Raw genomic sequence first — 20,887 nt, 5'->3', positions numbered from 1 at the left:
TCATGCGCTGGGGCGTATTTTTCATATAAAAACAGTGAATTAAATTTTACGCCTTTATAGACAATTTAACCCACTGTTTTGTTCAGACGAAATTAATAATAAACACTCACAAATATGCGTACCTGGCAACTGAATGGGTTTTTCCAATCATCAGTGTGTTTCTCTAATTTATATTCACATCTCATGCCACGTAACATATTGCCAAACTCATCCATGAGTGCGCCTCGTCCATTCTCTTGATAAAAAGGACTGACACATACTAAAATATGATTGTGACTCATGTCTGAATTTAAAATACTGGCAATGTTGTGACGTTCAAACTCAATGATGTCTAAAACATTCGAGAATAGATGGATTACCGTATCAGATTGCGGACGTATATCGTCTTCTGTCAATTGTCCGGCAGAGACATTATATGCTGTTATTTTAGAGTTTTCATAGAACTGCTCCAAATATTGTAATCCTAGCGTCAGTGAAGCTTTACTTGGTTCGATTACAGTGAAATCGGATATTTTATCGTTGTCAATATAATGGTTCTTAAGAAAGTCAGACAACACCATTTCTGCAATACATTGGCCACAACCATAGTCAACGACAGAGATACTTCCTTCTGACCATACCTTATGTGGGATGCGGTCATACGCTATCTGAAGCTTTTGTCTATGTATTTCTCCGTAAGATGATATATACATATCAAGCTGCTCTTTAGTCGTGAGGTTGGCGAGGCCGTTTTCCAACTCATCTTTCAGCTTCTTTTGTTTATTCTCTGAAAGTGAGTTGATATGTTGTTTCACAGACTCCACAACATCGTCAAACGATAATCGAGAGGCATTGAATTGTGGGATAAAATGAAATGCTGATGTCTGTTTCATATAATTGAGTCGTTGTCTGGGTTCTGCTGATGCCGAAGGTAATTCTGACGGGCGGAAACCGGGGACGTGTTAGCGTAGCAGTATGCGCATCCGTGCGGGCAGGTATTGTAAGTCCCAATATCCTTTGATGTGATACAACCGCAGAGTGAGCGTTGGCCTTTGTCTGTTTTAGAATTGCGTATCAAAGGTTCTAATTCCGGCGATAATCGGCATATCAGCTCCGGGTCTATGCAGCGGTTGTGACTGATTCCAAATTCTGACAGATCTACTTTTTCAGCGCAGGTAGCAAGTTCGAGACCGAGCTTCATATCTGCCAGTCTGCGTGAAAATTCAACCATTTCGTCCTCCGACCACTCATGATAGTTTATCCCTGCATCGGAAAGATTCCGACCGACTTTGCGATACGAGGATATATCAGCAAAACTAAACACCAGTTTCTCGACACATCCGCGTAATTCGCCTGCTATATTGCTGATTTTATGCAATAAATCCTCTGCCGAAATTCTGTCTGTCAGAATCAACGGGTCGAATCGCCAAACGACTGAACCTAAGCCCAATTCATCAACCAGACGTTTGAATGTTTCAATTCGCCCGTGCAAAGGTGGAACACTCGGCTCTAATCCCTCGGCCTCGTAGTCATTAAGTGTATATTGGACGTAACAACCAATCCCTTTTTGTTTCAAGATTGGCAGGAACGGAAATAGCGGCGCAGGATTCTTCGACCAGAATACGATAAATTTGGTATTGTCAAAAGAAACGTATGAATCCTTGCCATTGTAGGGGTTACGCCATCTTACATGCCCTTTGCCGAGACGATTGAAAAACCAGTTACTGTAGAACGCTGGAATATCGGTGGCTCGACTTGCTGAAACAATCAGCGGAGTCTGAGCATCGACAATATTGCCGTCATCTAATGTAAGTTTTTGCTTTTCGTTTTTCATGGTGCAAATTTAATATCAAACATGGGCAATAATAAGGCGCACTAATGCTAATAAATGTTATACATTATAATTGTGGCAAAAAAGCCATATATAAACCGAATAGAGTCTGTTTATCGGCAAAACTTTTATCAAAGTTGAGTCTAACACGGTAAAAACTTGCTGATATCGGCAAGTTTTTACAAGAGTATCCATAATTAAATATGATTGTTCTTTCGGCTCGTGCATTGGGATTATTCACAAAATTGTCAAGGACACACGTCGTCCGAGGCCCTCGAAGATTCGGAAGAGGGTATTGAGCTGAACATCGGCTTTTCCGTTTTCCAGACGGGATATGTAGGTTTTCTTTGTGCCGATACGCTCTGCAAGCTGTTCTTGTGTCAGCCCCGCTTTAAGACGTTCTGCTTTAAGCGTCTCAGCCAGACAAAAGGCAGTTGCGTCGGCATCAAATTGTTCACGCTCCGGTGTCCCGAACTTGCCGTATTCTGCATCAAGAAGCTCGTCGAATGTACGCGCGTTCATGATGGCTTCATTTTTTGCTTTATTCATTTTCTTTAATTTGCCATATCTTATTATGTAACCGCAAAGTTAACTAAAAAGTTTACTTTGGCAAAATTATTCATGTATTTATTTCAGAGAGATTGAGTTGATGGCATCACAGATTATGATGATTCCAAACAAATCGGTGTTTTTGGGGTGATTTATTTGGTGTTTTTGGGGTGATTCGCTTTTAATATTTGGGATGTTTCACTTGGAAGTTATTTCAGCGAGATGGAATTAGCGGCATCGCGCTTCTTTTGGTTCACGACTTCGGCGTAGATCTGAGTCGTGGCCACGTTTTTATGCGTAAGCATTTTGCTGACAGTGTAGATGTCAGTGCCGTTGGTAATCAGGAGTGTGGCGTATGTGTGGCGGAGTCCGTGAAAGGTGATTTTCTTCTTGATACCGGCATCTTTGAGCCATTTCTTGAACGCCTCACGGGTATGGGCGCGGCTCAGTCCTTTGAATACCATACCTCGACCTCGTTCGCCGCAATAAGACAGGGCTTCATCGCTCAATGGCAATGTAGCCTGAGTCTTGGTCTTCTGTGTGCGGATACGCATACAATAACCGCCATCGGGTGATAGTTCGATGTTCTCCCAACGAAGTTGGAGTATGTCGCTGATGCGTAGTCCGGTCATACAGGCAAAGAGAGAAGCTCTTTTCAGTACCTCAACTTTGCATGGGGTGGCAACAAGTTTTTTAACCTCCTCGATTTCGAGATAGTTGATTTTCGGTTCTTCCCAGTCGATGCGTTCGAGATAGTCATTGACATTTTCTCGGAGCCAGCCTTCCTTGTATGCCAGTTTTAACAATGCTCGGAAGGTGGACCAGTATCCGGCAGCGGAATTGCGAGAGATTATGTTGCCAGTTTGCTTCACACGGATTTTAAGAATGTATGTGCGGAAGTCGTTGCACAAGCCGATGGTCACGTCCTTCATCAGACATCTGCCATTGCAGAAGTCCTTGAAGTGCTTGTAGACGATTTCCCATTTCTGATATTTCTCTTTGGTCTTGCACTTGAAGTATTCAACGAAGTCCGCCTGTTTCTTGGTGCGGTCGAGGAACCCGAACTCCTCATTGATGATTGCCAGTTCACGGGTGGCACGGATGCCACGGGCTTTGAGCATAATCTCCTCGTTGTAGTCAAGCTCGAACTTGTCTTTGGGATTACCGATGAGATAAAGACCGAGAAACTCCCGGCGCGACATCTTTTTGATGTGCGGATTCCAGATTGGTGGGTAGTAGTCGAGGTAGAGCGACAGTTTACCGCTGCGGAGTTTTTCTTTTCGGAGGGTCACTTTGGTGATTGTTGCTGATTCCATATTTCTTGATTTTTAGATTTATAATGAGTAAGGGAAAGAGGTGGTTGCCCGGTGATAAAAATCACCGGATTATAACTCAATCTTGGGGTTGAATAACTCGGCTAACTCTTTGGCATTCAGTTTGACATGCTTGCCACAGCGGAGCTTGATTATCTTGTATGTTTTGACGTAGTGATACAGTTGGTCTCGTGTAAGCGAGTATTTCTCCATAGCATCTGCCACCGAAATAAACTCGATATCCTCGGCTGACTTGGCACCTTTAGCGACATCAAAGTGATATTTGGAATAGTAGACCTTTGAACCCTCTTTGCGCTTCGGTATCCCGATTTTCGACACCAGCGAATAAATCGCAGAGAGAGTCATGCCATACTGTGACTGAATATCCTCCACCGAATACCACTCCGTAATTTCAGGATTCTCCTTTCTCGCCGAGAAAAGCCGGTCGATATGGTTCTTGCTGAAATAAGCCTTGCCACGAAGAATTGTCTTCGGCACATTGTTCTCGGCAACAACCTTGTATATCCACGAATCCTTCACTCCGAACTTCTCTCGTATTTCTGCACGGGTATAGAACTCATTTATAGTTTTCTTTTCATTGGTTTCTCTTTTTGTATATGGAGAACCATCAAGCATTTTGTCTATACTCTCACGTTTGATAAGTGTCAGGCGAGAACTAAGTTTGGCTGCAACAAGATCGCCACGATAAATCAGTTTATAAATACCCTGTCGAGTCATGTCCAACACTTTCGCTGTTTCCGCGACTGTCAGATAATCTTTCTCCTTAATAGCAGATGTCGTTGCTGGCACAGTTGAGTTTGCCAGTTGAATCTTCTGCTGTCTCATTCGCTCCTTATAGGAGTGCTCCGCACATCGCTTCGAGCAGAAGCGAGTGACGGTAGTCTGAGCGGTGAATTGTTTGCCACACCACTCGCAAATTTTCTCAATTCTAATGTTGCTACTCATTTCATTTGTGGAGATTTCTCCGTTGTTTGTAAATGTTCGTAAACCATTGACAACTATTGTCAACTTTCTCCACCACCTTGCTGACGCTTGTGGTGAAATGAGTCGCTGTCGTACAAAATCCGTACAAAATTGTGCATAAAAACGCCTAATACTGACAGTTATCAGCATTAGGCGTTCTTGTAAGATTTAAGTTCTATCGTTCAGTAATAGTCAATTACTGTCAATATAAAGCATTGATAATCAACTGATTACTTGCCGATGCACTATCCTTATAGTATTGATAGCGTGCTACTTTAGCTTTTATTATACAAGGGTCGGTCTCACTTCTGATTTTTGATGATTTGGGGTTTCCCAGCTGACTTCATCTAAGGAAACAGACCTCTCTTTCGTACATTTTGCACAAGTGCAAAGTTAATGATTTTCCACGACATAGAGTGTTAAAATACGAGAACATAATTTTAAGTAACTGTAAATTTTTCAGCCACCGAATTTGTACCGCAAAAAGTAAGCCTGACAGAAGTCTCAATCATTGGGCTGCAATGGCTATGATGGCTTGAATATTAGTAGTTTAGCGGATATTGGAGTATGTCTGTTACTTTCCTGCATCAGAAAGTGAAGAAGATGCGGCTGAGGATGTCGGAGACTGAATGATTCGACCGGGTCGGGCAAGTGTATCGGATAGTGAAACCGGGTATGAAGACAGACCTCCGGGGAGGCCTGTATCTACTCGTTTTCTTCATCGAAAATGCGGTTGAAAATCTCTTCAAGTCTCTTCTTGTCGGTGAGCAGGACATGGAGCTTTTTCAGGTTCTTTGCGTTGTCGCTCCACGGTACCCATACTTTCAGATAACCCTTCGGTCCGTACTTCTCGTTGAGGTGTTCGATTGTCCGTTGATAGTGTCCGGCTCGGTTGAGTTGGGGATAATTTGCAAGACCGTATTGAATGGTTCTTCGGATTATCGTGTCTGCCTCGATGAAGCGGTCGGCTTCGGCAACAATCATTCCGTAACCGTTGCGGGGCTTCTTCTGATTCGATGCACGGTGGTCTTCAACGGCACGACCCATAGTCACAATCTGCTTGCGGGTGAAGTGCGACTTCACAAACTCGTCCGCTTCGAGTATCGTGCAGGAGTCCTTGTGATGATTTTCCCTGCCATTGATAAGACCGTGGTCATGAAACGCCGCTATGATATAGACCATATCGGAATTCATAGCCGGTGTATGTTCGGCGAGTTTTATGCTCTGTTCAATGACCATGAGGACATGGCTCTCCTGATGTGCCTTGTCGAAGGCGGCATAGCGGGGGATTATCTCATTCTCAACATAGTCTATGACCTCCTGCGACACCGGCTTCAATTTCAGTTCGGGAATTTCGCCACGCTCCCGCTTTTCTTTCAGTATCTGACGGCGGTGGGCACGTTCCTCCGCCATACACATCTTGCAGATATGTCGAGCGTGACCTTTGCCCGAAAATTTCTCATTGGCGAGATATTGACCGCACTTCCAGCAATAATGTCCCATGTACTCTGTTGTTTCGGTTTTGAGATTTAGATACTGCTGCTATCAGTGTCCCATGTCTTCAAGAGACAGGGCAGCATATTCGATGTGCCAGCCTTTGCGCTTTGACACGATATTCTGCGATTTTTGTTCCAAACCATGCAGGTCGATACGTCGTGGATTACGCTTGACTTCACCGATTACAATCTCACGGTCAGCCTCGTTGACAGCGATAAGGTCAATCTCATTGCTGCCGTCTTTCTCCCAATAGTTTGTCACAATATTATAGAGACCTGTCTCACGGTACATCTGCCTGAAATAGCGTTCAAGAATCCAGCCCGAGAAGGTCGAATAGTCGGCAAGCACCTTTTCCTTTACATAGGCAAGATTTCCAATCTCCACTGCACTCCGGTATTTATATATGAATCTGAACCAGAAATTGAGGAAGTTGTCCTTGATACCGTATTTTACATTGCGACTGTTCTCACTTGCGAGATAAGGTCGGTAACGATACACAAGATCGTAGGTATTCTCCAGCTTGTCGAGATAGCCTCCCGCTTCCACGCCGGTATAGGATTTGATTTCTCCGCGTTCATTGAAGCCTCCGGCGATTGCAGACAGAATGGAAAAGTAATTACCATAGTCTTTGCCGAACTCATCGGAGAGCAGCTCCTTTCCCTCGTCAATGAAGTAGGAGCCGAATGACAGTACGGATTCTATTATCTTCTCTTTTGTGAATGCCTTCTGCATATGGAGCTGTTCCACATATTTTGCAACTCCGCCCGTAATCATATACATTGCAAGCAGGTCATCGGGAGTGTAATCGGGATTATTGTCCCGCATTATCTCACGAAGTGTTGAAAGTGGAAATTCACGAAGACGGATGCGTGAGGTTGCCCTGCCATAAAGTGGTTCCTTTTTATCATCGAATATCTTGGTCATCATTGAATAAAGCGAACCACATATCACGAGATTTATCCGTGCATCATTCTTGTTGCTGTCCCAGATATTCTGCATCTCGCTGAAAAATGCCTCGTTGACATATTTGAAATTCTGAAACTCGTCAAAAACGAGTGTGAAATGCCGACGCTTGGCAATCTGCATGATAGACGCGAACAATCGGGCCATACTTGAAAAGTCGCCCAAATCCTCGCCAAGCACATCACGCATCGTATCGGAGAGTTCCTGACACAACAACGCCTCGCTCTTACGCGCCACAAAGAAATATATCATCTCTTTGCCTTCGTAGGCGTGTTTTATAAGCGTTGTCTTTCCGATACGTCTTCGTCCGGTTATTACGGTCATCTGGGCGTGTTCCTTTGATGTCGTCTCTATACGCCTCAATGTTTCAGTTTCTATCTCTCTGTCGTAGAATTTCATATTATAGTAACGGCTGTTACTGTAACCGCTGTTGCAAAAATAATGATTTTATTTTGATTGAGCAACAGATTTCTTATTTAGGGTTTCGATCGGGGCGAAGAACGGTATGGCACTATATCTCCCCTGCAAATATCCTTTCTGCACATTCTCGCTGGGCTTATACTCTGCAAGAGACACAAGGCGGGATGCCCCGTCCTTGTCTTTCTCTACAAACCAGACCTCATCGGAGCGAAAGTTCGTGGAGATAGCACTCTATAAGTTTTTGCGACAACAGGGGGTGCGTACTGCGGTCAAGCTCATCAATCATATAGTCCACTTCACTTTGTCCCAAGTCGATAAGCATGGGGATGAAATCAAGAAGCCTGATTGAACCGTCGGATTCCTCGTCCATTTCAAAAACTACCTCGTCGTCAGCATCATTACGATGTACCGCCTTCTGCTTGTATATGGTGTATGTGCCGTCCTCTTTGAAATCAAAGAAGAAGCACTCGTTACTTTCAGGAGCCGCCACCAAAGCCGTACGTCCCGGAGTTGAGCTGCTAATGATTTTGTCGAGCAGACGGTCGGGTAGGTTGGTCTCCTCTTTTGACCGGACAGGGAAACGCCGAATATCTATTATTCCAGTGTTGAAATACTGGAGAAGGCGACGTGTGGCTTCATGGAAATTCTCATCCTGCTCGGCATTGAACGATATGCCACGGAACCGTGTGCCGGGGAATATTATGCGCAGCCCGGAGGCAAACCAGGAATAGGCAGTCTTTATCGCGCACATTCCCTTTCCATTACGCTCGATGTATTCCGAAAGGAAACTCTTTTTTGCAGGGGTGCCTTCACCAAGGAATTTCACGAACTGGGCTACTGATGAATCGCCATGAATGTCGGCGAACTCAAACACGTTTCCATCCTGATTGGATTTTCGTGTGAATATCAGTTTGTCGCTGCGACTGTTGATCTCATAGAGCCATTCCTCCTTGATACCGTTTATAGAGAACTCCATGCCATAAGCAAAATATCGCCCGCCGGTCTTAGAAACTGTTTAAAATTAGAATTGAAAAAATGTTATAGGGCATAACAAACCCTCAGCCAAAGTGTTGAAGGAGAAAAACATTGTTCACATGCATAGAATCAATCTCTATCAGACACTTTTGACCGAGGGTCAATGGTCTTATATAAACAAAGTATTCTTCGAAAATGATTGTCGCAAACGTAAAAATTCACTACGGAGCCTATTCGAAGCGGTATTATACCTACTGGTCACAGGATGTCAGTGGAGGATGCTTCCGCACGATTATCCCAAGTGGCAACTGGTGTACTATTACTTCCGAAAGTGGTCCAAAGAAGGTAGAATCGAACATTTGCTCAACAAACTTGTACGAAAGGTGAGGAAGAAACGAAATCAATCAGAAAGTCCCTCTGTAGGAGCATTGGACGCACAAAGCGTTAAATGGGGCAACCGTAAGAGTGACAATGGATTTGACGCAAACAAGAAAGTCAAGGGCATCAAACGTAACATAGTGGTTGACCGCAATGGCTTTATTCTTGCCCGGACAGTATGCAGTGCATCGGTTCATGATTCCCATCAGGCTCACCCATTGTGTAATGCAGCAGACAGAGAGTGGGAACGGCTTGAAAAGGTTCTTGTTGACCGGGGTTACCGAGGGGAGATTGCTAAAGATATTGAAAAAGATTTTGCAATCAGCCTTGAGGTTTCCAATACTCCAAACGGGACTAAGGGATTCATACCGAAACCTCTCAGATGGGTGGTCGAGAGAACTTTCTCATGGCTTGACTGGTTCCGTCGCCTTTCACGCAATTATGAAGAATCAACCGAGGTCGCTGAAGAAATGATTGATTTGGCTGCCATAAAAATTTTATTGAATCAAATTTAAACAGTTTCTTAAACTCAATTTCAATCTTCGAGACAGGGTTTATCGGTTTTACAAGTTTGAACGGCTCGAAATCTCCGGCAGGAAATCTGCCTGTTGCAATCTGCTGGAGCAAGGCAATTGCTTTGATTACATTGCTCTTGCCTGAGGCATTTGCACCGTATATCACACCGATTTTCAATGCCGATATATCGTCACGTTTCTGCGCTCTGCTTACATGAGCAGGGTGAACCGTTCCCTTTCCGGCAACGAAACTGATTGAGGTCTCTTCCTTGAAAGAGTATATGTTTTCAAAAGTGGCTCTAAGAATCATTATTTGTCTTTTCGTGATTCATATCTCAGTTGCGAATTATTGCAACAGTTGTTACTGTAACCGCAGTTGCAAAAGTCCGATTCGATATTGGGCAACCGGATAGGAACAATCACCGCGAAAGCGTTTTTATTTTTCGTATAGCTCTATGGGCAGACCGTCGGGGTCTTGAAAGAATACAAATTTTTTAGACGTGTATCTGTCAATGCGAATATCCTCATGTTTTATTTCTTTGTGGTCAAGCTCTGCAACGGAAGCATCAATATCATCTGTTTCAAAAGCAAGATGACGTAACCCCGTCGCTTCCGGTCGAGTAGGTCTTTGGGGTGGATTTGGAAATGAGAATAATTCGATGATATAATTATCGCCGAGCGCAAGGTCTGTTTTATAGGAATCGCGCTCCGCACGATAATTCTCGGCAATTATGTTCAGTCCGAGAATGTTTACATAAAAGTCAAGGCTCTTACGATAATTGGAGCAGATGATGGCTATATGATGCACTTTGTTGAGTTTCATTACAGTGGGTCTTGTTCTATAAGTTCCAGACGTTTTACTATTGTTCCGGGTTTCAGCAGTGTTCCCGGCGAAAGTACGGCATTGGCTCCTATGCGGCAGTTGTCGCCTATCAGGGAACCGAATTTGTGCATCTCCGTACATATCCTTTCTCCGTTATGGCCGTACATAGATGGTTTTGTTCTCTCTTTCATTGAAATGGTTTGCGACAATCGCTTCCCAAGGAAGTTTCTCACCAAGCGGATATGTTGTTGGTGCAGGAGATATATTCTTCTATCATATTTGAAAGTCATTTAATTGTATAGTGTGAATTCAGACTTTATTCCTGAAGTATTCGGTAAGTCTTTCGATTCCCTCTTTATGCTTTGTCGGATTCTTGGTTTTGAGATTTCCGATATTCATGAGTTTCCACTTGACTGACGGATATTCGCTCAGATCTCCGGCACAGCACTTGGTCCAATCGGGATTGCCTTCCTCAAATGAAATCAGGAAATCTTTGTCCTCATCAGTAAATCCATTGTTGACTACTTCAATGAGGTTTGTCCTCGAATTCTGATAATCGTCATAATTGAACGGCTCATCGGTCATTCCTTCAAACTGATTGTCGAGAGCATCCCGCTGGTCTATCATGTTTGGTTGCAGGGATTCGATAATCGGCTTATCACTCCCGAGCAGACAAAGCATAAAGCCACTCTTCACAGCATTGAAATCATCCGGGCTTATTCGTCGGCAGTCGAAAAGGTCACGTGGATGCTGACGGCTCAAAGCAGCCGCAATCTTACCACCGAACAACTGGCTCCATGACACGATATTGGCAAAACAAGTCAGCCCGAATTCCTCCTTGGCCTTCTCGCATAGTTGTAGCTTCTCTATATCGCCTAAGATTCCTCTCTTTGTTCCGTTTACCTCAATCTTGATTGTAGTTCCGTCCTTCACACACTGCAACTTCCACACATCAGGCTTATGGGTTACACGAATTCCCGGAACAGCTTTCTCTATTGCGGCTTTCAGAATTGAAAGATGCGAATTTATGTTTTTAAGACTCGTCTCGCGGTCTTCCAAAGGTATGTACGTCACGTCTATGTCAACGGAATATCTCGGCAGATTCCGATGGAACAGGTTTATCGCGGTTCCTCCGTGTACTGCGAAATCCTTAATCTTGAATACAAGAGGCATTACCCTTATCAGAAGAGCCACTTGTCTGCGGTAAGTGTCATTCATAATCATTTAATTCTTTAGGAACCGTAATACGATATTTAGAGATATAGACTCCGTTGTCTGCGAGTTTAAGTTTGGAGGTTGTCAGCCCTAATTTGTCCGGGTCAAGCATATCAAACCAATAGTGTCCGGCTTTTTCCGCCATATACAGGAACATTCTCTTGACACGCTGGCTCGAAGTATTTTCCAGTGCGGTTTGAACCTTTTCCGGATTCAAAGAAGTCAACTGCTCCATAATATAATATAAGTCCATATAGTTATATTGGCTCGGGACAAGGTGCAGACATTCCAAAAATGCCTGTTCCGGAGACGATATTTTAATGTCATAGCGATCTCTCTTATAGGATTGTGTCAATGGATTTTTGAAGATTCCGGTATGAAAAGGCACTATCGTCATATCATACTTGTCGCTTCTTATCCAATCTTCCACGTTTCCTGATTCAAATGCGACCATCAGCCGAGGCTTCCCCATAGGTATATAATGGCTGAAACCCAGTAGTTCGAGAGCTGAATGAGCTGCAATACGGGCATTGCTATCGGTCTGATAATTATAACAGTGAACGGATGTCAGTGCAGAAAGATTATCATTGCGTCGATACATAACTCCTCTCCCAAGTGCTTCAAGCCAACCGGAATCCCGATATTTTTTCAACAGTTGTGAAGAATATCCTTCCTTTCTCAGCCAACCCGCAAACAGAAGCCCTCCGGGAAGACTCTTGGAAAGGAGTTGGTTAAGTTTTGAGGTTATTGCTATACTCATGGTTGATTATCTTTATTGAATATCAACCGCAAAGTTAATCAAAAAATCTGATTTATACAAAATGAATCGTTGTATGCTCATCAAATAGATATACTGATGGTATATTATCGGCAATAAAACTCAACTATCAATTTTTACAATAACTTTATTCGAGGTTCTGACATTGTTTACGCGGCAAGAGAGGAAGCGGTGTTCTTTCCCCGCTGCGCTACGAAAGCGGTAAGAGAGGGAGCGGTCTTCAAGGTTGGCGGCGGGATGCCGTCAAAAGGTGACGGTGGACGAGCCACTGACACCCATTGACCGCCTCCCACCTATGGCACCGGCGGAACACCGATGAACGGCAACGCCTCCGAGGCAAGCATCGGGAACGCTGCTTTTACCTCTGAGACTATCTGCCGTTCATCCGTGTTCTTGTCGCCATTGCTTGTAAGGACTTTTACGACCGCTCCCTCACTTACCGCTTAAGAGCAGTCCACGAGCAGAGACAGTGATGTGCCGCCTTCCTGCGTTGCCGGCATATCACAGACTCGCCTTTCCGGGACTGGGCAGTGCCATTTTCTTCTTACTCTTAAAGAATTTTATTCGCTTGGTGATATGTCCGATTGAAAGGATTATCATCAGGAATCCAAGTTTGCCATGCACACCACCTATAGTTGCATGAGTGAATGTTGTTACCCAATGAATCATAGCCGCTATTCCAGATATAAGGGTGACGAGTGCCACCCACCATAGGATGCGTGTTACCTTACTCTTTTGTTTACTGAATTTCGAGAACCAGTTGCTTTTACCAAAATGCAGGTACACATGATATGTAGCCATACCAATAAACAGCACACCTATTAAGATGTGAATCCATACAGATGTTAAGCCAATACTGTGTGTGGCTTCAAGTTGTATTCCTGATATGAGGATCGCAACGGTAAGAGGGAGTAGGCTCCAGTTGCATATTTTCAGTTTAGTAATCTTTTTCATATTTTGCAAAGTTAGTCATTTTCAGTGAGTTTTCAGTGCCTAATCGCTTTAGCGCTTTGCCAAAGCAAAGAATATGCTGTCATTCGTTTTCACCGTCACGGAGTCTTAGCTCCAGATTATGCGGTAATATCAACTCAGGAAGCCTTGCTTGCTCGGATTTATAAACGTGCGGAGCAGGGCTATTCTTTTGCCTTTTGGCTGAAAAATCTCCAGATGTTTCTGCCCCGAGTGTGGCACACAACTTGAAATCAAGGACACAAAGGAGCGTGTAGTCAAGCAGAAATCCTACTTTGTGGTAATCACCACGAAGGAAGAGTATCAGGTGGTCAGGATGTGGATGTTGCTATCCGAAATGCGCAAAGGAGCGAAAGCGAAGCCAGCCTATCTTGAAATCGGTCAATATTGGATAGACCCGCAGGGCAGGAAAACCGTCATAGGTCTGCAACGCACATTGGGAGGTTACTACTTTGACACCTTCGCCTTATGCTCTCCATTCGAGATAAGGCGTGACAACGAAGCTTTCTGGCGTATAGCAGATGAATGGGTATATCCACGCGTCAAGGTCACAGACACAATCAAGCGCAATGGGTTCAAAGGCAGTTGCCACCATATCCACCCCGTGACTTTGTTCCAAGAGTTACTGACCAACCCAAAAGCCGAGACTCTGATGAAAGCCAACGAGATAGAGTTGCTCCGTTATCTATGCCACCATCCCTCAGATGTTGACAAGTATTGGAACACCATCAAGATAGCCAAGCGCAACGGATACGAGTTCAAGGACGTTAGAATGTGGTTTGACTATATCAAGATGTTGGAGCGTATGGGCAAAGACCTAAATTCCCCTCGCTGATAGCACCTCAAGACCTCAAAACCGCCCACGATGAATATGTGGAAAAGGTCAACCGCCAGAGGGTAAAGGAACAGAAGGAAGCCAACCGCAAGAAAGCGGAGGCTGACCAAGCCAAGTTTGAGGAACTGAAAGGCAGATACATAGGTTTGTCTATGACTGACGGCACAATCAGACTCCACACACTTGACAGCGTAGCCGAATACTACGATGAAGGCACAAAGCAACACATCTGTGTAGGTTCATCCAGCTACTACCTCAAAGAAGATACGCTTGTGTTCACCGCCACAATGGGAGGCAGAACAATCGCCACAGTAGAAATCTCGCTCAAAGACTTCTCAATCATCCAATGCAGGGCATTTGCCAACGGAGTCTGCGAATATACAGAGCAGATAGCCGGTATCATCAACGACAACAAGGAGATGATTGCAGAAAGAGCTGAAAGTCGACGAGTTTCCGCTTAAGATAACAATGACGAGTCAAAAAGAGCATAGTCAAACCCATATCAGTGATGAAGGTGGCGGAGCATAAGACCTCCGTCACCTTCATTTTACCAAAAATTTTGGCCGCCAAAAGGCGGCGTTGAGGCTTTAGCTATTGCATCCGCAAGTACAATTATCATCGCATCTGCAATTGGCTATCACCATACCTTCACGGAGTGCCTTCTCCATATCCGGACCCTTTGCCTTGCGAACAATGGCAAGTGCGAATTCGAGCGTTGTTCCGGGACCCTTTGAGGTTATAAGACGGTCTCCGATTACCACTGGCTCCTCAGAGTATATCCCGCCATTATTTTCAAAGTCTTCTTTGAGGAACGGATAACCGGTGGCTTTTACCCCGTTGATGATACCGAGCGGACCAAGCACCAGAGCCGGAGCGGCGCATATAGCGGCGATGTTGCCTCCTTTTTCCCAATGGGCTTTCACAAGCTCGCTCAGCTTTTCGTCAAGGTTTACCGCATCCTCCGATTTGTCTGCACCGGGGAATATGAGCCAGTCTATCAGTTCGGGGGACAAATCGGAAACACACATGTCTGCAACGATGAGGTTGCCTGTGGCTCCTTTTACAAGACGGTTATCTGTCATGGAGACGGTGAATACCTCCATCCCGGCACGTCGCATGACATCGACGGGTGCCAGAGCCTCGATTTCATCGAAGCCTGTTCCAAGCATCATGAACGTTGCCTTGCCTGAAGGTTGAGCCGATGCTGGAATGCTGATACTGATTTCAGTCATAATTTGTGGGTTTATTATGTTTGTATTAACTTTGTAAAGGATAACTGCTACCCTTTGGATAGCGCAAAGTTATATATCAAAATATTGCCATACAAGAGGTTACTTCTAAAGTAGCCACTTACTTCAAACTCACTTTTAGTCAGTATCAGACAGATGAAGACCGAAAAAATTTCAGAAAAATATTCATGTGTCGCCACGTGCCCCATGAGGAACGTGATAGCGCACTTCGCCAACAAGTGGTCGATGCTCCTGCTTGTCATACTTGACGAGTTCGGCGTAATGCGTTTCAACGAATTGTCGAGGGCAATCCCCGACATATCACCGAAGGTATTGTCAGGACATCTGAAAACACTTGAATCAGTCGGACTGGTAAAGCGAATCCTATATGCCGAGGTGCCACCTCGCACAGAATACGAGTTAACCGATTTGGGTAGAACTCTTATACCCATACTCAATCAGCTCTCGGAGTGGGGGCGCAATAATTTGAAGGAGGTCAAACGTAATTTGGCTAAAAGGAATTGATAGCATCTTGCAACTTACCGAGAAATCGGGCTGCATGGGCACCATCCATCTGGGTGTGATGGAACTGAAATGACACCGTGAGAGTTGTCTTGAACCACCGGCGGCGGTATGCGCCCCATATCATGAAGGGATTGTTGAATATCCCGCTATACATTCCGACAGTTCCGTCTATGTCGTATTGAGCTAATGCCGATGTGCCGATTACCATGCTGTCGGTTAAATCGTGATTCTCGCAGGTTTCGGCGACCTGACGTGTCAGACGTAAATAATCCTTATTGAAGCACGCGAGGTCTTCACTGAAAGGAATATCGCATGAGCTGACCTCACCCTGTGAGTTGGCAACAATAGTATTGACGGCAATCGTGTCATATCTGATTAGCTTGTCACCTACCGGTAACATATAGAACTCCTTTACCTGCGTGGCGGCACGACCTATACACCAACACATCAACATATTGAATTTTAGTCCTCGTTTACGGCTGATACGTCGTAAACGGGTTACATCAAGAGTCCTGATCAATGTCACCATCGGCATCTGTGCCTTCATCCACATTTCATAAGCGTAGGCTCGTGTGGTCTCTTTCGGATTTACTTCCTGCATCATAGTTTTTTGATGCGAAGTTACCACGGCAACGACACTCCCGATAGAACAAAAGCGACATTATGCCGGAGCTGTAAACAGATCTGAGTATGGTGCGCAGTACTTTATAAGCGCCTCAGGAGTATAACCGCTCAGTTCCTTGAAATTCCTTATAAAGTGTGACTGGTCGGAGTAGCCGCATTCGGCAGCGATTCCGGCATAGTTGCTTTCTCCTCGTTGCATCTGCCACAGTGCCTTTTGAAATTTCACGATGCGGGCATATTCCTTAGGATTCATACCGACCGTTTCGCGGAACACTCTTTCATATTGCCGCTTGCCGAGACAGGCACTGGCGGCAAGAGCCTTCACAGATGTTAAAGGAACGGAGAGCAATGTGCCGATTGTCGAACCCACTCGGCTGATATTCAATACCGGACGGATCTTCGATGTCAGAAAATCCTCCAGTATATCAATACAATCCTTGTTATTCTCACAGTCAAAAATCCTCTGAGCAATTTCATTCAGTTGCCGATTCTCGATATCATAGCCGGAGATTTCAAGATTGTAGAATGCTGATGGCGGAGTGTCGATAAACATTCCGACGGTATGTGGGTAGAAAACCGCCACTATCATTTCCAGACTTCCGTCTGATTGGATATGCGCAGGAAAATTCACTTGACCGCTAATAGTAAATTGCGACTGGCTCTTGTCAAGTTCCGGTATATAAAGCGGTGTTTTCTTGTGAAAGATTATCTGCGGACAACCGATAGGAAATGTCAGGATGCTGAAAGGCTCATCGCTTTCCAGCACCCAATAGTAGCGCACGTATGGGCGCAATTCTTCTCTTGGTTGACAGATTCTCATCAGTTGGCTTTGGCAAGTCCGACTATCTTTTTAACAAACTCAGTTTTGTCTTCAGTGTATCCATCGCGATTGTTCCTGTATTCTGGTAATAGCGACAGCTTCAACGTTTCATACTCTTTGGCAGATTCCGGGTTTGCGATCAGATAGTCGCGGAACAGGATTTCATCATTGTCGCCAGTCCTATGAACGTGAACATGAAACACCCTGTCGGCATATCCGGCAGGTGTATACCCTTTGTTGAAACTAATACGGGTTTCTGATTCCGACATACAGATATAGCCATTGTGTCCCAATATGTCTTTTAAACTCTGCCATTCAATGTCAGGAGAAATCTCTACAAGAATATCCACTATCGGTTTAGCCTGAATGTCAGGAATCGCAGTACTGCCAATATGGTTGATTATTGGACTATATTCGGAAAGAGCAGTTGACAGCCACCGTATTTCCTCCTCCGCCCAAACTGACCATAGAGGATTATGCGCAGTCAGAACTATCGGAAACAATTCCCATAATTCCGCTAATGTCAGATCTTGTAGCTGGTTTTCTTGCATGATATGTATGACTATTGTTGCTGAGTGTGTAGTAATTGCAATTACTCTATATTTATCAGTTTATACATCAATGCAATGTCCTCTGATGCCATTTCAAATTTCGACTTTTCAATGAGAAGGTTTTGTCCTGTCATTATATACGAAGGCAGTATGCGCCATCCGTTATGGAAAATCCCGGTATTGCGCAACTTGTAAGTAGATATACTTGGAATGGCATTTTTCCCGGTTGCCTTTTTGCTTATCATTTTAGTAGATGACAAAATTTAAATTTATGCTGTTAAATATCTAATTTTCAAGTGATTAAATTTGCAAAAGTCCCTGAAATTTAGTAATTTAAAGGAAAAGTTTGGTCGCTTTTTCTCATGAAAACTACTAATTTCAAGGACTCGGTCAAAGTTAACCAAATCCTCCCGATTATGCAAGAGCATTTTGGACAAAGTCAGGGCTGGCGCATGAGATTTAACTCAAATTCAGTCAAAAATTCACCTGATTATGTGAAATAAACTTTCATATATTGCATATATTGCTGAAAATGGTTATATTAGAGGTATGCAAATAGAAATTTTCAGCAAAGTAAAAGACCCGCGCGACTTGGGCAAGGTTAAACATGAGCTCGAGGATGTGCTCCGAATGGCACTCATCGGCGTGTTGTGTGATTGTGAGGACTGTGACGACATATCGGATATGGTTACAGACCGAGAGGAAGAATTCAAGGCCGCCGGATTGCTGAAGCTTAGCAACGGTGTCCCGTGTGGTGACACGATACTTCGTGTTGTAGAGTCTGTCAATCCCGCTCAGCTCCGGGCAAGTCTTGATTGCTGCCGAGGTCACATAATCGAATCCCTGTGCGGCAATCAGGTCATCATTGACGGTAAGAAACTGCGGGGTGAAAATCCCAGGAGTCCCGGATGCCACGGACTGTATATCCTCAATGCGTGGGTATCTGAAACAGAAATCTGCGTTGCCGAAAAGCCGGTGGATGGCAAGACCAACGAACTTACGGTTCTGCCGTCCGTATTGTCCTCTTTATGGCTTACAGGGGCATTGGTTTCAGTCGACGCAATGGGGACCCACCGTAATATCGCAGAACAGATCATGCTCCAGGGCGGCGACTATCTGATGGCGCTTAAAGACAATCAGCCGATACTCAAGGGCTTGACGGAGAGTATCTTTAGTAGCACTACTCCAATATCGGTATACACAACCGAGGAAAAGGGGCACGGAAGAGTTGAGAAGAGAACCTGTTCAATTATGGATACGACACTTTTGGAACAGGAGGGGATGTACGAGAAGTGGCCCGGTCTTAAACGTATCATAAAGATGGAGCGTGAGCGTACTGAGAACGGCGCCCGCTCGCGTGAAACAATCTACTATCTCAGCAGCGTGGAGAAAGATGAGGCTTCTTACTATGCGATGCGTATTCGTGCGCACTGGGGTATCGAGAACAAACTGCACTGGCATCTCGACGTGACGTTTCAGGAAGATATGTGCCGCGTACGCGCCAAGAATGGCGCTGTCAATTTTTCAGCGATGCGCAAGTATGCATTGGAAATGCTTAAAAAGCAGAACGATAAACTCAGCCTTAAACGAAGACGCAAAAAATGTATGTGGAGCACTGAATATCTGTACAAAGTCTTTAAGGATAGTTAAATCTCATGCGTCAGCCCTGTAAATTTGCAAACCGAATTTCGAGACGTGTATCTGCTCTGATTTGTTATATTGATAAATATACTGAGTTATGGCCTATAACAATAATGATATAATTGTCATACCTGATATTCACGGACGTCAGTTCTGGCGCCGTGCCGTTGAACTATATCCCGATGCGGATACAATTTTTCTCGGAGATTACCACGATCCCTATCCGGCTGAAGGAATCACAAATGAGGAGTCTCTTGCAAATCTTCGGGAACTTTTTGACTATGTAAAGAGCCATGATAATGTACATCTTCTGATGGGTAATCATGACCTCAACTATTTTGCTGATTTTGGGAAGAAAGTGCGGTATGATGAAAAAAATACCCGGACAATCAGGTCATTACTGACCGAGATATTGCCAAGAATGACTATCGCAACGACACGCATAGTCAGTGGCAAGACCGTTTTCTTCAGCCACAGTCCGGTATTGGTTGATTGGGTCAAAGATGCAGGAGTGTCCGATGATGTTCCGACTCTTGTTAAAACATTGAACGACTCAATCAAGAATCTTGACACTGACCCGTCAGAAGCTGTAAAGCTACTCAGATATGTACCCTCTTACCGAGGAGGTGAAGCGTCTTTCGGCTCTCCTACATGGGCCGATGTGCGCGAACTTGACAATGACGGCAAACAAATCATTGACACGATTGACTACTCAATTTTTGCACATACGCGAGTAAATCCGCCTAGGATAACCTCAAAGTGGGCAGATCTCGACAGTCAACGAGCATTCCGACTTACGCAGGAACTGAAGCTGATTGAAATTTAGGGAACTGCATCAAAAGTCCTTATCATAAGCTACCAAGGAAAATGATTAAAATTGTGAGTTAACCGTTATCCTTGGCAATCGCCGCCCTTATTCTGCTTAAACTAACCTGTGTTATGCCGAGATACGATGCAATACATCCCAATGGCAGTCGTTGTAATAAATTAGGTTGAGTATCAAGGAAGTCCTGATAACGTTCGGTCGCTGTTGAAAGAAGTAAGGTAATAACACGCATTTCAGCATCAAGAAGTTCAGTTTCAGCAAATCTACGTCCCCAGTTCGCTATATTAATATCCTCCTTGAAAAGGCGTAGCAATACTTCTCTCTTTATAACGTAGAGTTCCGAATCTTCCATGAGTTCCATTGTTTCGTAGCCGGGTTGGTCTCTTACATAGCCCATCATAGATACAATAGTAGCACCTTCCTCTCCAATCCAGAAAGTAACCTCATTGCCATCGACAAGAGTATATGCTCTAATAATGCCTTTTGCTATGAAAAACACATCACGTTCTATCTTGCCTATTTCAAGAACATTATATCCTTTGGGGTAACAGACTCTTTCCATTGACTCACATATTTTGGTCAATGAACTCTCAGGCAGTTTATATCTGCAATCTATTATCTCTTTTATATCCATAGTAACGAGATTG

24 protein-coding genes and 1 pseudogene are annotated in these 20,887 nt (G+C 44.3%); 6 read left to right on the top strand and 19 right to left on the bottom strand.

Annotation, left to right across the window (positions count from 1 at the left end):
• Positions 1-92 precede the first annotated feature (92 nt).
• The 8 genes from EZ315_RS14430 to EZ315_RS14395 all read right to left on the bottom strand — a co-directional run bounded on the left by EZ315_RS14430 (position 93) and on the right by EZ315_RS14395 (position 8,512).
• A complete protein-coding gene (locus tag EZ315_RS14430) occupies positions 93-872 on the bottom strand; it encodes a hypothetical protein (RefSeq protein ID WP_135472704.1) in 780 nt (259 codons plus the stop codon).
• On the bottom strand, positions 869-1,813 hold the full coding sequence (locus tag EZ315_RS14425; protein WP_135472703.1) for a DUF1848 domain-containing protein: 945 nt from the start codon (positions 1,811-1,813) through the stop codon (positions 869-871). The genes EZ315_RS14430 and EZ315_RS14425 overlap by 4 nt, the downstream gene beginning before the upstream one ends.
• Positions 1,814-2,047: 234 nt before the next feature.
• Positions 2,048-2,359, bottom strand: coding sequence for a helix-turn-helix domain-containing protein (locus tag EZ315_RS14420; protein ID WP_135472702.1), 312 nt, complete (start codon positions 2,357-2,359; stop codon positions 2,048-2,050).
• Between the two features lie 209 nt (positions 2,360-2,568).
• Entirely contained in the window at positions 2,569-3,675 is a 1,107-nt protein-coding gene (locus tag EZ315_RS14415; protein ID WP_135472701.1) for a tyrosine-type recombinase/integrase, read from the bottom strand.
• 69 nt (positions 3,676-3,744) lie between these two features.
• Positions 3,745-4,638 carry a helix-turn-helix domain-containing protein gene (locus tag EZ315_RS14410; protein ID WP_135472700.1) on the bottom strand — a complete coding sequence of 298 codons (894 nt, stop codon included), beginning with the start codon at positions 4,636-4,638 and terminating at the stop codon, positions 3,745-3,747.
• A gap of 723 nt (positions 4,639-5,361) precedes the next feature.
• Positions 5,362-6,159, bottom strand: a complete 798-nt coding sequence (locus EZ315_RS14405; protein WP_394347033.1) for an HD domain-containing protein — start codon at positions 6,157-6,159, stop codon at positions 5,362-5,364.
• 42 nt (positions 6,160-6,201) lie between these two features.
• The gene (locus EZ315_RS14400; RefSeq protein ID WP_135472699.1) at positions 6,202-7,515 is read right to left on the bottom strand and encodes an ATP-binding protein; all 1,314 of its coding nucleotides are present in this window, start codon (positions 7,513-7,515) and stop codon (positions 6,202-6,204) included.
• Positions 7,516-7,735: 220 nt separating this feature from the next.
• Positions 7,736-8,512 (bottom strand): AAA family ATPase, encoded by a 777-nt coding sequence (locus EZ315_RS14395; RefSeq protein WP_135472698.1) that lies wholly within the window; start codon positions 8,510-8,512, stop codon positions 7,736-7,738.
• A gap of 118 nt (positions 8,513-8,630) precedes the next feature.
• Here EZ315_RS14395 and EZ315_RS14390 point away from each other — a divergent pair, with 118 nt between their 5' ends.
• Positions 8,631-9,404 carry an IS5 family transposase gene (locus tag EZ315_RS14390; RefSeq protein ID WP_135471221.1) on the top strand — a complete coding sequence of 258 codons (774 nt, stop codon included), beginning with the start codon at positions 8,631-8,633 and terminating at the stop codon, positions 9,402-9,404.
• 37 nt (positions 9,405-9,441) lie between these two features.
• On the opposite strand, the pseudogene EZ315_RS16750 reads toward EZ315_RS14390, so the two are convergent.
• From EZ315_RS16750 to EZ315_RS14360, 6 genes and pseudogenes are all read right to left on the bottom strand, one after another.
• Positions 9,442-9,714: pseudogene (locus tag EZ315_RS16750) on the bottom strand (AAA family ATPase); the annotation flags it as partial.
• Between the two features lie 126 nt (positions 9,715-9,840).
• Entirely contained in the window at positions 9,841-10,227 is a 387-nt protein-coding gene (gene gloA2 / locus EZ315_RS14380; protein WP_135472697.1) for an SMU1112c/YaeR family gloxylase I-like metalloprotein, read from the bottom strand.
• Entirely contained in the window at positions 10,227-10,418 is a 192-nt protein-coding gene (locus tag EZ315_RS14375) for an LbetaH domain-containing protein (RefSeq protein WP_135472696.1), read from the bottom strand. The genes gloA2 and EZ315_RS14375 overlap by 1 nt, the downstream gene beginning before the upstream one ends.
• A 118-nt stretch (positions 10,419-10,536) precedes the next feature.
• Positions 10,537-11,445, bottom strand: coding sequence for a nucleotidyl transferase AbiEii/AbiGii toxin family protein (locus EZ315_RS14370; protein WP_135472695.1), 909 nt, complete (start codon positions 11,443-11,445; stop codon positions 10,537-10,539).
• Positions 11,438-12,202, bottom strand: a complete 765-nt coding sequence (locus tag EZ315_RS14365) for a type IV toxin-antitoxin system AbiEi family antitoxin (RefSeq protein ID WP_135472694.1) — start codon at positions 12,200-12,202, stop codon at positions 11,438-11,440. Before EZ315_RS14365 ends, EZ315_RS14370 begins: the two co-directional genes overlap by 8 nt.
• A gap of 519 nt (positions 12,203-12,721) precedes the next feature.
• Positions 12,722-13,174 (bottom strand): hypothetical protein, encoded by a 453-nt coding sequence (locus EZ315_RS14360; protein WP_135472693.1) that lies wholly within the window; start codon positions 13,172-13,174, stop codon positions 12,722-12,724.
• Positions 13,175-13,466: 292 nt separating this feature from the next.
• Here EZ315_RS14360 and EZ315_RS14355 point away from each other — a divergent pair, with 292 nt between their 5' ends.
• Positions 13,467-14,024, top strand: coding sequence for a hypothetical protein (locus tag EZ315_RS14355; RefSeq protein ID WP_135472692.1), 558 nt, complete (start codon positions 13,467-13,469; stop codon positions 14,022-14,024).
• Positions 14,025-14,062: 38 nt separating this feature from the next.
• Complete coding sequence (locus tag EZ315_RS14350) at positions 14,063-14,485, top strand: PcfJ domain-containing protein (protein WP_242452612.1); 423 nt, start codon at positions 14,063-14,065, stop codon at positions 14,483-14,485.
• A gap of 126 nt (positions 14,486-14,611) precedes the next feature.
• Here EZ315_RS14350 and EZ315_RS14345 read toward each other — a convergent pair whose 3' ends face one another.
• A complete protein-coding gene (locus EZ315_RS14345; protein ID WP_135472690.1) occupies positions 14,612-15,256 on the bottom strand; it encodes a DJ-1 family glyoxalase III in 645 nt (214 codons plus the stop codon).
• A 153-nt stretch (positions 15,257-15,409) separates the two neighbouring features.
• On the opposite strand from EZ315_RS14345, the gene EZ315_RS14340 reads away from it, so the two are divergent.
• A complete protein-coding gene (locus EZ315_RS14340) occupies positions 15,410-15,778 on the top strand; it encodes a winged helix-turn-helix transcriptional regulator (RefSeq protein WP_168354239.1) in 369 nt (122 codons plus the stop codon).
• On the opposite strand, the gene EZ315_RS14335 is transcribed toward EZ315_RS14340, so the two are convergent.
• The 3 genes from EZ315_RS14335 to EZ315_RS14325 are packed head-to-tail and all read right to left on the bottom strand — an operon-like array spanning position 15,765 to position 17,773.
• Entirely contained in the window at positions 15,765-16,379 is a 615-nt protein-coding gene (locus EZ315_RS14335; protein WP_135472842.1) for a CatA-like O-acetyltransferase, family 2, read from the bottom strand. The genes EZ315_RS14340 and EZ315_RS14335 overlap by 14 nt on opposite strands.
• A 60-nt stretch (positions 16,380-16,439) precedes the next feature.
• Positions 16,440-17,222 carry a helix-turn-helix transcriptional regulator gene (locus EZ315_RS14330; protein ID WP_135472689.1) on the bottom strand — a complete coding sequence of 261 codons (783 nt, stop codon included), beginning with the start codon at positions 17,220-17,222 and terminating at the stop codon, positions 16,440-16,442.
• On the bottom strand, positions 17,222-17,773 hold the full coding sequence (locus EZ315_RS14325; protein ID WP_135472688.1) for a GrpB family protein: 552 nt from the start codon (positions 17,771-17,773) through the stop codon (positions 17,222-17,224). The genes EZ315_RS14330 and EZ315_RS14325 overlap by 1 nt, the downstream gene beginning before the upstream one ends.
• A gap of 549 nt (positions 17,774-18,322) precedes the next feature.
• On the opposite strand from EZ315_RS14325, the gene EZ315_RS14315 reads away from it, so the two are divergent.
• Both EZ315_RS14315 and EZ315_RS14310 read left to right on the top strand, forming a co-directional pair.
• Positions 18,323-19,423, top strand: coding sequence for an ISAs1 family transposase (locus tag EZ315_RS14315; protein WP_135472686.1), 1,101 nt, complete (start codon positions 18,323-18,325; stop codon positions 19,421-19,423).
• Positions 19,424-19,511: 88 nt separating this feature from the next.
• On the top strand, positions 19,512-20,240 hold the full coding sequence (locus EZ315_RS14310) for a metallophosphoesterase (protein WP_135472685.1): 729 nt from the start codon (positions 19,512-19,514) through the stop codon (positions 20,238-20,240).
• A 58-nt stretch (positions 20,241-20,298) separates the two neighbouring features.
• Here the strand turns inward: EZ315_RS14310 and EZ315_RS14305 are convergent, their stop codons facing one another.
• The gene (locus EZ315_RS14305) at positions 20,299-20,874 is read right to left on the bottom strand and encodes a Crp/Fnr family transcriptional regulator (RefSeq protein ID WP_135472684.1); all 576 of its coding nucleotides are present in this window, start codon (positions 20,872-20,874) and stop codon (positions 20,299-20,301) included.
• Positions 20,875-20,887: the final 13 nt, after the last annotated feature.

The sequence above is a fragment of the Duncaniella freteri genome, assembly GCF_004766125.1.
Taxonomy (GTDB): domain Bacteria; phylum Bacteroidota; class Bacteroidia; order Bacteroidales; family Muribaculaceae; genus Duncaniella; species Duncaniella freteri.
The sequence above is the reverse complement of the archived record's forward strand: the minus strand, read 5'-3'. Positions and strand labels throughout refer to the sequence as shown.